Consider the following 13,308-nt stretch of genomic DNA (forward strand, 5'->3'; position numbering starts at 1 on the left):
CAATGACCTACTTGAACGCGGTTACGTGATCCGTGACGAAGGTTCGCAGGCCGCGGGGGTCGTGTCCGGTGAGGGTGGCGACGTCGTCGGACAGCCACGCGGCATCTCCTTCGGCGATCAGGCCGAAGACCTGGGCATTGGAGGCAGCGACCGGCTCGGGAAGCCCGGCTCGGACCATCTCCTCGCGGTGCTGGTCGGGCGTGAGCCGGCGGTACTCGATCTCCTGGCCCAGGGCGCGGGTCAGCTCGGCGGCGACGTCGGCGTAGGTGATGAGTTCGGGGCCGGTCAGCAAGTAGGTGCGCCCCTCATGGCCGGTGGGGTCCGCTGCGACGGCCGCCGCGGCTGCGGACACGTCACGTGAATCGATCATGCCGAACCGGCCGTCGCCGGCAGACATCGCAAACCCGTGCGTCTGCCTGATCATCGGGGTCACGAGGAACAGGTTCTGCATGAGCAGGTTCGGGGCCAGCAGCGTGTATGCCAGGCCGCTCGCTTTCAGGTGAGCCTCGATACGCGCATGGTCCCGGCGGCGGTCGACGGGCGAGTCGGCGGTCGCCTTGTGGTTCGTGATCTTGACGACGTGCTTCACAGCCCGGCGGGCGGCGCTGTCGATGGCCGCGATCTCCTGGGCGGGGACCGACGGGCTGATCAAGAGGAGAGTGTCGACGCCGGTCATCGCCGCGTCGAGCGTGTCCGGCTGGTCGAGATCGCCCACAGCGATCTCAATGCCGTTCCAGCTTCCGTCCTGCGGTGCACGCGCGGCGTCCCGCACCAGTGCCCTGACGGGAAGTCCCTGGCCGGCCAGGAGCCGCACCGCCTCGGTGCCGATCTTGCCCGTCGCTCCCGTTACCAAAATCATGGCGCCTCCGTCATCAGCGTCCCAAGGGGGCGGCCTGCCCCGCTTCACCGAACTGCGCCGGCACGTCGAAGGCGTGACCCAGAAATCCCTTACGCAGGCGCTCCGCAACCTCGAACGCGACGGCCTGGTCAGCCGCACCGTCTACCCGACCATCCCTCCACGCGTCGAGTACGCCCTCACCGACCTCGGCAACGAAGCGGAAGCACTCACCACGGCCATCGCGGACTGGTCCAAGGCGAACGCGGACCGCGTGCACGCGGCACGCGGCGCCTACGACGCCCGTACGGGACAGGCGTGAGAGGCCGACGACGCCCCGGCTGCGCTTCCCGCGCTCTGGCCGCGTCGTTCAGCGCGGCGCTCCCTCGGTGAGGTTGCAAACCGGAACCGTGCTCCGTATTGTGAGTGTTAACGGAGCGCGGTTCCGTTTTGCCGTCCTCGCAGAACAGGCGGCCGGGCCGTCCGTTGCTGTCCCCTCCCGTCGCTTGCCGTTCCACCACGGCCCCGCGGGGTCCGGCCCGGACGACTCGTACAGCGCACGCGCCACCGACGGCCGCACCTACCGACCGCCCCGCTCACCGAACCAAGTGCGCGAAGAACGCGCCCACCCACCAGGCGCGCGAAGAAACTGAACGAAAGGCACTTCCATGTCCGACTCACACACCATGCCCGTGGACAACAGCGCCGCGAAGCCGCCCGCCATGGTGGTGTCCGCCAGGCCGGTCGTGCTGGCGGCGCCGGGTCGTGGCGAGGAACTGCAGGTCAGCGTGTCGGCGCCGGCGACAGGCAGCGATCTGCCCGTCATCGTCTTCTCGCACGGCTTCGGTCACTCCATGAACGACTACGCGCCGCTGGCGAACTTCTGGGCCGCTCAGGGCTTCGTGGTTCTGCGGCCGACCCACCTCGACTCCAGGACGCTCGGCCTTCCTGCCGACGACCCCCGTACCCCGCGGATCTGGCGCTTCCGTATCGAGGACCTCACGCGCGTGCTGGACGGACTCGACGTACTGGAAGCCTCCGTACCGGGCCTCGGCGGGCGTCTCGACCGCAGCCGCATCGCTGTGGCCGGCCACTCGTGGGGAGCCCAGACGGCGAGCACGCTGCTGGGCGCGCGAGTCCTCGACTCCGTCGGCGTTCCGGGCGAGGACATGTCCGACCCCCGTATCAAGGCGGGTGTGCTGCTCGCACTGACAGGGCTGGGTGACGAACTGACCCCGTTCGCCGTCGAGAACTTCTCCTTCATGAGGCCGTCCTTCGACCACATGACAGCGCCGGCGCTCATCGTCGCCGGGGACCACGACCAGTCCGCGCTGTCCACCCGCGGACCGGACTGGTTCACCGACCCCTACACCTACAGCCCGGGCAGCAAGAGCCTGCTCACGCTGTTCGGGGCCGAGCACTCGCTCGGGGGCATCAACGGGTACGAGGCCGCAGCGACGACGGACGAGAGCCCCGCGCGCGTGGCCCTGATCCAGCGGCTCACCTCCGCCTACCTGCGCAGCGCGCTCAACCCCGGTGACCTCAGCTGGAAGGCCGCGGCCACCGCGCTGGAGGAAGACCCCGCACCGCTGGGGCAGTTGCAGAGCAAGTAGGCGAGCCCGGCGCCCCGCCCTCTTCCGTACGCACCTGCGTACCCGCGTGTGCCCGCATACCTGTGTGCCCGCGTACCTGTGTAGCCGCGGGTCAGGACGGTTCGCGCCGTGCCTGTCGCCGCCGCCGACGTGGAAAGGACTCACGGTTCCATGACGCAACCCCTCATCCCCAGGTTCGGGATCATGACCGCACCCTCGCAGGTGGACTACCGCGACATCCTGCGGGTCTGGCGTGAGGCCGACGCCATCCCGGAGATCGAGCACGCATGGCTGTTCGATCACCTCATGCCGATCGGCGGGGACCCGAACGGAGTGATCTACGAGGGCTGGACCCTGCTCTCGGCCCTCGCCGCGCACACCCAACGACTGCGCCTGGGCGTGCTCGTGACCAGCAACCGCATCCGGCCGCCCGCGATGCTGGCCAAGATCGCCGCGACCGTCGACGTCATCTCGGACGGACGCCTCGACTTCGGCATCGGCGTGGGCTCACGCCCCAGCCACCCCCTGGCCCGGCGCGAGTACGAAGCCCACGGCCTGCCCTTCCACGACACGGCGCACGCCGTGGGCAGCCTCGCCGAAGCGTGCACGGTGATCCGGCGGCTATGGACCGAGAACGAACCGTTCGAGTTCCACGGCACCCACATCCAACTGACCGGCGCCTTCGGCAACCCCAAACCCGTTCAACGCCCTCACCCGCCCCTACTCATCGGTGGACGTTCCTCCGCCACGCTGCGCGTGGTTGCCGAGCACGCCGACGTGTGGAACATCCCCGGCGGCGACATCGAGGACGCCGCCGAGCGCAGCGCACTGCTGGACCGCTACTGCGCCGAGATCGGACGCGACCCCGCCTCGATCACGCGCTCGATCGTCCTTCCGGTCTCCTACGACGATCCCGACACGACCCGGGACGCGATCAACGAGGCGACCGCCGCCGGTTTCTCACACCTCATCCTCGGCCTGTCCCCGCCCTACCCCGACAACGTCGCGCAATGGACAGCCGCAGAACTCATCCCCACCCGGCCCGCCCCACCTTTCTCCCCGCCGCGGAGGCACGAATCTTTCCCGCCGCGACGCCGCGAACCCCCGTCGCCGTGACCGGCGGTGCCGAGCTGGCGTCCGCTCTTCTTCCCGCCGCGACGGCGCGCAGCCCCGTCGGCGTGATCGGCGGTGCCGAACCAGCCCCAGGCACAAGGAGATTGAACGGCGCGGGGCCAACCACCCAAGGTGAGCCCGCGGAGCCGGGCGAGGGCCAGGGGCCAGGGGACAAGGGCCCGAGGCCCAGGACCGGCCCCGGCCGCCCCGGGACGGTGGGTGACCGGACGGGTTACGTGACGGGCACGTAGCGAAGGGACCTCCCGTCAGGGAACTCGCGGATGAGTGAGCCGTTCTCCGCCCGGAGGGTGGACGCCGTGCCGGCGCGGCAGACGCCGCGGGAGCGGGCCTTGTTGACCTCGGGCGGGGCGACGCGTACGGGGCTCGTACTGCCGCCCGCTGAGAAGACGTCCATGGTGGCCTCGCAGTGCTCGGCGCCCTCGGAGACCATGGACATGCCCTTGCCGTCGACGTCCTGGGGCTTGATGGTGAGCTTCTGCCGGCCGCCGCCGGAGAGCGGGCGCTGCCAATCGCCGACGAGTTCCTCGGGGATGCGTTCGGGGCTCTTGACCTTGTGGAGCGTCGCGGTGCGCCCTTGGGCCTCCCACTTCAGGGTGCCGCCGGACTGGGCGATGAGCGAGTGCTGCCCGAGGGCCGTACATCTGCCCTCGGGCACGCTCTTGACGACGCGGGTGTCCAGGCGCACGGCCTGGGTGCCGCCCTCGGGGCCGGAGGAGGGGGTGGCGGCGAGCTTGCCGTCGCTCTTGCAGGCGTAGTCGTCGCCGAGGCTGATGCTGCTGGCGACGGTCTCGCCCTGCATGCCCGTGGTGATCACGAACCGCCGGTACTGGCCGGTCGGTTCACCGTTGCGTTCGACGGCGCCCGTCCAGGTGCCGACGTAGGCGGAGGGCACATCGGAGGCGGGTGCCTTCTTCTTGTTGCCGTCGCCCAGGGGGCCGAGTCCGGTGGCGGCGGCGGTGACGCCTGCGCCGACGACGGCGAGTACGGCTGCCGCGACGAGCAGCGCGCGCGTACGGCGCCGACGCGGGCGCCCCGTACCGCCGGAACCGGCGGCGAAGCCGCCCGAGCCGGAGCCGGAGTCGGGGCCCATGCCGGTATCGGGGGCGGGGCCCGTGCCGGGGTCGGGGCCCGTGCGTGGCAGCAGCGAGGTCACCGGTTCCGGCGCGGCGCCCGAGCCGGAGTGCGGGACCGGTGAGGTGTGTACGCCGGAGCCGGAAGGCGGTGTGTCGGTGTCGAGCAACTGGACCGCGTGCCGTCCCAGTTCGGCGATGAGCCCGGCCGGCAGCCAGGGCGGTGCCGAGGCGCCGACGGCGATCGGCTGCACGCGTTCGATGACGTCTTCGGGTGCGGGCCTGTCGCCGGGTTCCTTGGCGAGGCAGTCGGCCATCAGCGACCGCATCGGTTCCTCGACGCCGTCCAGATCGGGGTCTTCGGAGGCGATACGGAACATCACGGTGTGCACGCCACCCGCGCCGCCGACCCCGAAGGGCGGGCGGCCCGTCGCGGCGTAGGCGAGCACGGCGCCGAGGCAGAACACGTCGCTGGCGGTGGTCAGTTGGCGGCCCGTGATCTGCTCGGGCGACATGTAGCTGGGCGAGCCGACGACCACGCCGGTGCTGGTGAGCGTGGACTCGGGCACGTCGTCGAGGGCGCGCGCGATGCCGAAGTCGATGACACGGGGCCCGTCGATGGTGAGCAGCACATTGGACGGTTTGAGGTCGCGGTGGATGAGCCCGGAGCCGTGGATGTCGAGCAGTGCCGAGGCCAGCCCGTAGGCGAGGGTGCGCAGGGATTCGCCGGGCAGCGGGCCGTGGCCGTGGCGCCCGCTGTTGAGGGTGCCGCCCTGTTCGCCCGCCGCGATGACCTGTTCGAGAGAGGGCCCCGCGATGTAACCGGTGGCCACCCAGGGGGTTTCCGCCTCGGTGTCCGCGTCGAGCACGGGTGCCGTCCAGCGGTCACCGACGCGCCGTGCCGCCTCCACCTCCAGCCGGAAGCGGGTACGGAAGGAGGGGTCGTCGGCCAGCTCGTTCTTGATGAGCTTGACCGCGACGGTCCGCCCGCCACCCGAGCGTGCGAGGTACACACGGCCCATGCCGCCGGCGCCCAGCCGGCTCAGCAGCCGGTAGCCCCCGATGCTGCCAGGATCGTCCGGCGTCAGATCCGCCATCAGCTGCCCGCCCCCGCCTCTCGTGCCTCGGTGGTCTTTCCTCGCCCGTCGGCTTCGCTCCCGACCTCGTTCGTGCCGCCGGTTCGCCCGGCCACACCTCACTGTCGGTCAAGAAGGTCACGGTCGGGCTGCCAACGGGCGTCGCTTTGATGGTGGCAGTGCCCCCCGCACGCGGGGACGGGGGGTCGGCAAGTCCTCTCTCAACGCGGAGAAGTCCCCAGGATCCGGGCGTTCTGCGCCTTGCCGAGCTTGCGTACGAAGACGAGGGCCAGGACGGAGGCGGCGACGCCGAGCACGGCGGTGAACTGGCCCATCGCCGCGAAGACGCTGCCCCTGCCGACGGTCGGCTGGTCGTACCACGGGAGCGAGAGGACGAAATTGGTCATCACGAAGAAGCTCACCCACAGAATCCACCAGACGTGCAGCACACCGCGTTTGACGGAGTACGGCGACTGGCCGGGGGAACTCGGGGTGGGGTTGAAGCGCGTGGCCGGCAGGGAGATCTGCCAGATGTCGTTGCTGATCTGCTTGGGGATGAAGAGGTTCGCGAACGGGATGAACCATGCCCCGATGGACATGCCGTCCCCGTAGCGGACCCCGCCCGGCTTGAACGCTTCCGCGTTCAGCCGCGCGCGACGGAACCAGAGCACCCACAGAAGGGCGACGCTCAGCCCCGTCAGTAGCTCCAGCACCTCGGTGACCATCGACGCCGCACGCATCTCCGAGTAGCTCCGCGCGTCGTGGAGGGCGCCGGCGATGCCCAGGGGGTCGAGGGACGTCACGACGGCGGTGTGCACGAACCATCTGGCCACCAACACGGCGATCATCACGTACAGCGAAGCGGTCAGCCAGGCGCCCAGAGCGCCCATGCGTTGCGGATTCCGCGCACCCGGCGGCAGGGGCGTGCCGTCCGCCGCGCGCGGCACCTCGTGTCTGCCCGGGGGCGGCGGGCTGTGCCAGTTCGGCTGCGCGGGTACGTACGCGTCGGGCGGACCGTAGGCGCCGCCGGGGGGCGGCGAGAAGGGGCCGGGATACGGCGAGTCCGGGACGGCGCCGCCGGCCGGCCCGGCGGCAACCCCCGCCCCCGCAGCTCCGGCCGCGACACCGCCCGCTCCAACAGCTCCGCCTGCTCCTACGGCTCCTGCAGCTCCGGTCTCTCGTCCCGGGTCGGCCGCGCCGTTCCCGACGGAGTGCGGCGCGTGCGCGTGCCCGGCCTGCGCCGGTTCTCGGGGGACCTCGCTGTCGAGCAACTGGGCCGCGTGGCGCCCCAGTTGGGCGAGCACGGGTCCTGGCAGCCACGCGCCGTCGGGCTCCGACTGCGGGGCCAGAGCCTCCAGCACGGCCTCCACGGTGGGCCGTTGGTCCGCGTCCTTGGTGAGGCAGGAGCCGATCAGCGTACGGAGTCCGTCCGGTACGCCCTCCAGGTCGGGCTCCTCCTCGGTGACCCGGAAGAGCAGGGCGTGCACGCTGCCCTCCGGCGTGCCGAACGGCATCCGCCCCGTCGCCGTGTACGCCAGCACGGCGCCCAGGCAGAACACGTCGCTGGCCGGGGTCACCCGCTGGCCGCGCACCTGCTCGGGCGACATGAAGCCGGGCGATCCGACGACGGCGCCCGTCCTGGTGAGCCCGTGCACGGACTGTGCCGCGGCGTCGAGCGCGCGGGCGATGCCGAAGTCGATGACGCGGGGCCCGTCGATGGTGACCAGCACATTGGACGGTTTGAGGTCGCGGTGCACGAGCCCGGCGCCGTGGATGGCCTGGAGTGCGCGGGCGAGCCCGGCAGCCAGCGCGCGTACGGACGCCTCGGGCAGCGGCCCGTACTGCTGGTCCACCACCTCGGCGAGCGAGGGTCCTGGAACGTAACCCGTCGCCACCCACGGGGTCTCAGCCTCGGTGTCGGAGTCGAGTACGGGAGCCGTCCACTCGTCGCCCACCCGCTGCGCCGAGGTGACCTCCTGCGCGAAGCGGCGGCGGAAGTCGGGACTGCGGGACAGTTCCGTCTGAACGACCTTGACCGCGACGGTGCGGCCACGTTCGGAACGCGCGAGGTAGACACGGCCCATGCCTCCTTCGCCGAGCTTGCCGAGCAGGCGGTAACTTCCGATGGTGCTCGGGTCGTCGGCGCCCAGGCCCTCCATATACGTGCGTCCCCTATTCCCGCGCCCCCGTTGCCGTGGACGCGCCAGTTCCCCCTGGTGGTTCGCACGAGGATAGAGCGTGCCCCGGCGCGGTGCGAGGGCGGTCCACAAGTGGCAGCACGGCGAAGGGCCGCGGGCTCTGTCCGCCAAGGGCGGCCCCGCCGCTTACGCGTGGCGCGAGGGCGCCGGCACCTGCTCCCACCAGGGACATCCGCCTCCACGCCGGCCCGGAGCCGATCCCGGGCGCATCCTTAACGTCATGAGGAAGCCGCTTTAACCCGCGGGTGCCTAGGTTTCCCGGCATGGATTCGCTCAGCCAGTTCCTCGCACACCTCGCGCTCGATCTCGCCGCGGTGACCGTGTTGACGTTCGTCGTCTACTTCCCCCGGCACCGGCGCCGGGACCTGCTGCCCGCGTATCTCGCGCTCAACGTCGCGCTGTTCGCCGTCGTCGCCGCGCTCGCACGGGTCGGCGGGTCCGGCGGTATGGCCCTGGGCTTCGGGCTCTTCGGGGTGCTGTCGATGATCCGGCTGCGCTCGGAGTCCATCCAGAACGAGGAGGTGGCCTACTACTTCACGACCCTCGTCATAGGGCTCGTCGCCGGCCTGCCCCACCTTCCGTTCGGCCTCGCAGCCGCCCTGTGCGCACTGCCCGTAGCGGTGCTGTACGGAGCCGACCACCCGCGCCTGTTCGCCCGTACGCGCCGTGCCGTCGTCACCCTTGATGTGGCCGTCACCGAGCCGGACGCCGTACGCGAACGCGTCCGTGCCCGCCTCGGGGAACCGCTCGCGTGGTCCATCACCGAGGTCGACTACGTCCGCGACCTCACGGTGCTCGATGTCCGCTACCGCGAGGCGGGTCCCGCGCACCCGGAGTCCAGAGGCCGGCGCGTCCGGCGGGGGCACCAGGACCAGCAAGTCAAGCCCCGCGATCAGGAGCGTTCGGCCTCGCCCGTCCGTTCAACGGACAGCGACAGCACACCCCCCACGCACACTGCCGCTCACATGAGGGAGACAGCCCGATGACCGCGCCCGTCACCGCAGCCACCCGCGTCGCCCCCGCCGTCCGCGCGCTCGCCCGCGCCACGCTGGCAGCGCACCCCATCAGCCTCGAAGCCGTCATGGAGCGCGCCTCGCTGCTCGACCGCTACGACCGGTGCTATCTCGTCCCCGCACAGACCTTCCAGGACATCGCCGCGCACCTGACCGACCCGCACCGCGAGGACCCGTTCCGCGCGCTGTCCATCGGTGGACGCCGCTGGTTCGGCTACCACTCCGTCTACTACGACACCCCCGGCCTGCGCGCCTACCACGACCACCGGCAGGGCCGCCGCCAGCGCTGCAAGATCCGTGAGCGGCTGTACGAGGACACGGGCGAGCGGCAGTTCGAGATCAAGGTGAAGGGGAACAGGGGCCAGACCCTCAAGTTCCGCCGCCGCCTGGGTGCTTCGGCGCACGCGCTGGAGGACGCCTCGCTCTCCTTCCTGCGCAAGACGCTCGACGACGCGTACGGCGCGGACTTCGCCACCCCCGGCGACCTGCGCCCCAGCCTCACCACGGACTACACCCGCGCCACCCTCGTCGCCGACGGCCAGCGCATCACCTGCGACGCGGCGCTCGTGTGCAGCGACGCGGAGGGCAACGAGGTGCATGCCGCCCGCGACATGGTCCTCGTCGAGACCAAGTCCTACGGCCACCTCACCGAGGCGGACCTCCTCCTCCACGAATACGGCCACCGCGCCACCGACTTCACCAAGTACGCCGCCCTGGGCGCCCTCGACCCCGCCCTCGCCTCCAACCGCTGGACCCGCTCCCTGAAGGAGACCTTCCCGCGGGCCGCCGTGGCCCAGGCCGCCTGAGCGGCGGCCCGGGGGCGGGCCGGGGCGCGGCTCCACGTGACGTACGTGCGCGGCCTCACGCCGGGAGGGGGCGTTCGTGCACGACGTGCTTCATCACCAGGGTGGAGCTGAGGCGCTGGACGCCGGGGAGGGTGGCGAGCTTCTCGTCGTAGAGGCGCTGGAAGGCGGCCAGGTCGGCGGTGACGACGCGGAGCAGGTAGTCGGGGTCGCCGAAGAGGCGCTGGGCCTGGATGACCTGGGGGAGCCCTGCGACCGCCTGCTCGAAGTCGGCGATGGTGGTGCGGTCCTCCTGGCGCATCGTGACGAAGACCAGCGCGTCGAAGGTGAGGCCGACCGCGTCCGTGTCCACGACGGCGCGGTAGCCGCGGATGGCGCCGCTGCGTTCCAGCTCGCGCAGCCGCCGGTGGCACGGCGAGAGGCTGAGGCCCACGCGTCCGGCCAGCTCGGTGACGGTGAGGCGTCCGTCCTGCTGAAGCTCCGCAAGAATCTGCCGGTCCATGTCGTCCATGGAGAAGATTCTCCCACTCCTGGCGGCTCAGACGACCATTTAAGGGAACACCTTTGGGCGGATAGTCCGTATTCTTCGTCTCAGTGCCGTACGAGAGGAAGAACCACCACCCATGGCTACCAGCTCCATAGCCGCGTTCCTTGCCGTATCCGTCCTCCTGGTCCTCGTGCCGGGTGCGGACTGGGCGTACGCGATCACCTCAGGACTGCGCGACCGCTCCGTGCTCCCCGCCATCGGGGGCCTGATGCTCGGCTACGTCGGTCTGACGCTCGTCGTCGTGGCCGGTGTGGCCGCCGTCGTCGCTGAGACCCCCGGCGTGCTCGCGGGGCTCACCCTGATCGGCGCGGCCTACCTGGTGTGGCTCGGTGTGACGACGCTGCTCAGCTCCAAGGCGGGGCCCGGGCTGGACGCCGGCACATCCGAGGCGGCGGAAGCGGGGGCCGCGGGCGGTGCCGGGGAGAGCGCCGGGGCCGCGGGGGGCGCCGCGCCCCGTTCCCGGGTGCTGAAGGGCGCCGGGGTCAGCGGCCTGAACCCGAAGGCGCTGCTGCTCTACATCGCCCTGCTCCCGCAGTTCGCCGACAGCCACGGCACCTGGCCCCTGGCCGCACAGATCGGGCTCCTGGGGCTGCTGCACATGGCGATCTGCGGCGTCATCTACTTCGGTGTGGGCTCACTCGCGCGCAACGTCCTCCGCTCCCGCCCGACGGCTGCCCGCCTCGTCACCCGCGTCTCGGGCGTCGCGATGATCGTCCTCGGCGGCCTGCTCCTGGGCGAGCAGCTGCTCGCCTGACCCGCCCCGCCCCACCTCGTCGGCCCCGGGCGGCCCGGACGGTTCTTCAGTCGCCGTGGGTGCCGAAGTGGCAGCGTACGGACGCGCCGCCGTGGGGTGAGTGGCCCAGCTGTACGGTGCCGCCCGAGTCCTCTGCCGTGGTGCGGGCGATGTCCAGGCCCAGGCCCGTCGACCCCGCGCCGCTCTCGCCGCGTACGGCCACCTCCGCCGCGTCGCCGAAGCCCGGCCCCTCGTCCTCGACGGTGAGGGTGCCGTCCGAGGAGACGGTGAGCCAGAGCGAGGTGCCCTCCGGGGTGTGGTCGAGAACGTTCCCGATGAGGGCGTCGAGGACGGCGGACAGCTCGTCGGGCGAGACGCGTACGGGGTGGGGCGAGGCGTGCGGCGGCGGCACGTCAACGGTCACGGTGCGCCCCTGGTCCTCGGCGAGCGGCATCCAGAACGCGGCGCGTTCGCGGACGACAGCCGCCAGGTCACAGCGCTGGGTGCCCGGATCGGCCCCCGCGCGGCGTGCGGCGCGGATCACCCCGTCGACGCTGCGTTCGAGCGCGGCGACGGAGGCGCCGATCCGGGCCGCCTCACCCTCGTCACGCAGCCCCTCCGCGTCGAGCCGCAGCGCGGCGACGGGCGTACGGAGCCGGTGTGCGAGGTCGGCGCCGCGCTCGCGTTCGGCGGTGACCAGGCCGTCGATGCGCTCACCGAGTTCGTTCAGGCGGCCGGCGAGCAGCCGCAGCTCCCGGGGGCCCAGCGGGTCGGCGCGTGCGGTCAGTTCGCCGCCGGCGAGCCGGTCGGAGACGTTCGCGAGCTGGCGCGTCGCCCGTACGATCCGCGCCGCGAGGCGGTCGGCGAACGCCAGCCCGAGCAGCATGAGCGCGCCCCCGAGCCCCAGAAGCGCGAACCAGGAGGGCAGCACCCCGGCACGCAGCTGCTCGTCGGTCACGGCGACCTGCACCACCGAGGCGGAGTGCGCAGGCCCCGATGCGCGCGCTGCCGAGGCCCCCGAACCGAGCACCGGCACCATCACCACGCGTCCGCCGCCCCGCTTCTCGCCCGGCGCGTAGGTGAAGGCCCGGCCCCTGCGGGCCAGCTTGAGCGCGTCCTCGCTCACACCCGGCGTGCGCCGCCCCAGCACCGTGCCGTCGGCGAGTACGACGGAACTGCGCGGCTGGTCCTTGGCGTTGAACCCGTTCAGCAGGTTGTCGACCACCTCGCGTCCCCCGTCGCGCTGCCCCGCCGCGCTGCCGACGACCCCGGCGATGGACTGCGCGCGTTCGGTCGCGTCCGTCATGGCGCGGTCCTCGGCGTGGCTGCGTACGAGCAGGCCGAGCGGTATGAGCAGCACGGTGAGCACGACGGCCGTCGTCGTACCGATGAGGACGAGAAGCTGCCTGCGCATCACGCATCGCCCTCGCGCGCGGCCCCGGAGGCGCCGCTGCCGTCCCCGCCGGTGCCCGTACCGTCCCCGGAGGTGTCCGCGCCGTCCCCCGACCCCTCGGGTGCGGCCAGCTTCACGCCTACCGTCCGCACCGTGTGCAGGTAGCGGGGGCGCTGTGCCGTCTCGCCCAGCTTGCGGCGCAGCCAGGACAGGTGGACGTCGACGGTCTTGTCGGCCCCGCCCAATGGCTGCTGCCACACCTCGGCCAGCAGTTCGCGGCGCGAGACCACCTGGCCCTGGCGGCGTGCGAGGTAGCACAGCAGGTCGAACTCGCGGGGTGTCAGCTCCAGCGCCTCGCCGTCGAGCGTGACCTCACGTGCCGAGGGCGAGACGAGGAGCCCGCCCACGCGTACGGCGGGCTCGGGCTCGTCCGGTTCGCCGTTGCCCAGCCGCCGCAGCACCGCCTTGATACGGGCCTCCAACTGGCCCGAACCGAACGGCTTGACGATGTAGTCGTCGGCCCCGTCCTCCAGCGCCGCCACGATCTCCGGCTCCTCGTCCCGCGCGGTGGCGACAATCACAGGTACGTCGCTGACCGAGCGCAGCATCCGGAGCACCTGCCCGCCGTCCACGTCGGGCAGCCCCAGGTCGAGCACCACCAGATCGGGCCGGTGCGTGACGGCCGCGTCGAGCCCCGCCATGCCTGTGGAGGCCGTGGCCACGGCGTGGCCACGGTCCCGGAGCGCCCTCACGAGCGCTCCGCGTAGCTGGGGGTCGTCCTCGACGACGAGTAGGTGCGACATACACGTACGTTAGCCATATCGATTGCGAGCTGGGCGGACAGGTCTTCGGAGCCTGTACGGCTTGTACTGGTCTCCCAGCCGGTTTGTCCAGCTTTTAACCCGGCGTTAGGA

Annotated in this window: 12 protein-coding genes; 6 read left to right on the forward strand and 6 right to left on the reverse strand. The window is 71.7% G+C overall.

The window, feature by feature from the left end; all coding sequences use genetic code 11:
- Positions 1-7: 7 nt before the first annotated feature.
- Positions 8-859 (reverse strand): SDR family oxidoreductase, encoded by an 852-nt coding sequence (locus tag NMN56_RS22590; protein ID WP_274045675.1) that lies wholly within the window; start codon positions 857-859, stop codon positions 8-10.
- On the opposite strand from NMN56_RS22590, the gene NMN56_RS22595 reads away from it, so the two are divergent.
- From NMN56_RS22595 to NMN56_RS22605, 3 genes are all read left to right on the forward strand, one after another.
- A complete protein-coding gene (locus tag NMN56_RS22595) occupies positions 858-1,157 on the forward strand; it encodes a winged helix-turn-helix transcriptional regulator (RefSeq protein ID WP_274045674.1) in 300 nt (99 codons plus the stop codon). The genes NMN56_RS22590 and NMN56_RS22595 overlap by 2 nt on opposite strands.
- Positions 1,158-1,503: 346 nt before the next feature.
- Complete coding sequence (locus NMN56_RS22600; protein WP_274045673.1) at positions 1,504-2,448, forward strand: alpha/beta hydrolase family protein; 945 nt, start codon at positions 1,504-1,506, stop codon at positions 2,446-2,448.
- 150 nt (positions 2,449-2,598) lie between these two features.
- Positions 2,599-3,543 carry an LLM class flavin-dependent oxidoreductase gene (locus tag NMN56_RS22605; protein ID WP_274045672.1) on the forward strand — a complete coding sequence of 315 codons (945 nt, stop codon included), beginning with the start codon at positions 2,599-2,601 and terminating at the stop codon, positions 3,541-3,543.
- 229 nt (positions 3,544-3,772) lie between these two features.
- Here the strand turns inward: NMN56_RS22605 and NMN56_RS22610 are convergent, their stop codons facing one another.
- On the reverse strand, positions 3,773-5,728 hold the full coding sequence (locus NMN56_RS22610) for a serine/threonine-protein kinase (protein ID WP_274045670.1): 1,956 nt from the start codon (positions 5,726-5,728) through the stop codon (positions 3,773-3,775).
- Between the two features lie 200 nt (positions 5,729-5,928).
- Entirely contained in the window at positions 5,929-7,866 is a 1,938-nt protein-coding gene (locus NMN56_RS22615) for a protein kinase domain-containing protein (protein WP_274045669.1), read from the reverse strand.
- 302 nt (positions 7,867-8,168) lie between these two features.
- Between NMN56_RS22615 and NMN56_RS22620 the strand changes: the two genes are divergently transcribed.
- The gene (locus NMN56_RS22620) at positions 8,169-8,891 is read left to right on the forward strand and encodes a DUF4956 domain-containing protein (protein ID WP_274045668.1); all 723 of its coding nucleotides are present in this window, start codon (positions 8,169-8,171) and stop codon (positions 8,889-8,891) included.
- Positions 8,888-9,724, forward strand: coding sequence for a polyphosphate polymerase domain-containing protein (locus NMN56_RS22625; RefSeq protein WP_274045667.1), 837 nt, complete (start codon positions 8,888-8,890; stop codon positions 9,722-9,724). The genes NMN56_RS22620 and NMN56_RS22625 overlap by 4 nt, the downstream gene beginning before the upstream one ends.
- 55 nt (positions 9,725-9,779) lie before the next feature.
- Here NMN56_RS22625 and NMN56_RS22630 read toward each other — a convergent pair whose 3' ends face one another.
- Positions 9,780-10,232: an Lrp/AsnC family transcriptional regulator gene (locus NMN56_RS22630; RefSeq protein WP_274045666.1), complete on the reverse strand. Its 453-nt coding sequence runs from the start codon at positions 10,230-10,232 to the stop codon at positions 9,780-9,782.
- 112 nt (positions 10,233-10,344) lie between these two features.
- Between NMN56_RS22630 and NMN56_RS22635 the strand changes: the two genes are divergently transcribed.
- Positions 10,345-11,022 carry a LysE family translocator gene (locus NMN56_RS22635; RefSeq protein WP_274045665.1) on the forward strand — a complete coding sequence of 226 codons (678 nt, stop codon included), beginning with the start codon at positions 10,345-10,347 and terminating at the stop codon, positions 11,020-11,022.
- 46 nt (positions 11,023-11,068) lie between these two features.
- On the opposite strand, the gene NMN56_RS22640 is transcribed toward NMN56_RS22635, so the two are convergent.
- Positions 11,069-12,415, reverse strand: a complete 1,347-nt coding sequence (locus tag NMN56_RS22640) for a sensor histidine kinase (RefSeq protein WP_274045664.1) — start codon at positions 12,413-12,415, stop codon at positions 11,069-11,071.
- The gene (locus NMN56_RS22645; RefSeq protein ID WP_274045662.1) at positions 12,415-13,197 is read right to left on the reverse strand and encodes a response regulator transcription factor; all 783 of its coding nucleotides are present in this window, start codon (positions 13,195-13,197) and stop codon (positions 12,415-12,417) included. Before NMN56_RS22645 ends, NMN56_RS22640 begins: the two co-directional genes overlap by 1 nt.
- Between the last annotated feature and the right edge of the window lie 111 nt (positions 13,198-13,308).

The organism is Streptomyces iconiensis (genome assembly GCF_028657195.3).
GTDB classification, from domain to species: domain Bacteria; phylum Actinomycetota; class Actinomycetes; order Streptomycetales; family Streptomycetaceae; genus Streptomyces; species Streptomyces iconiensis.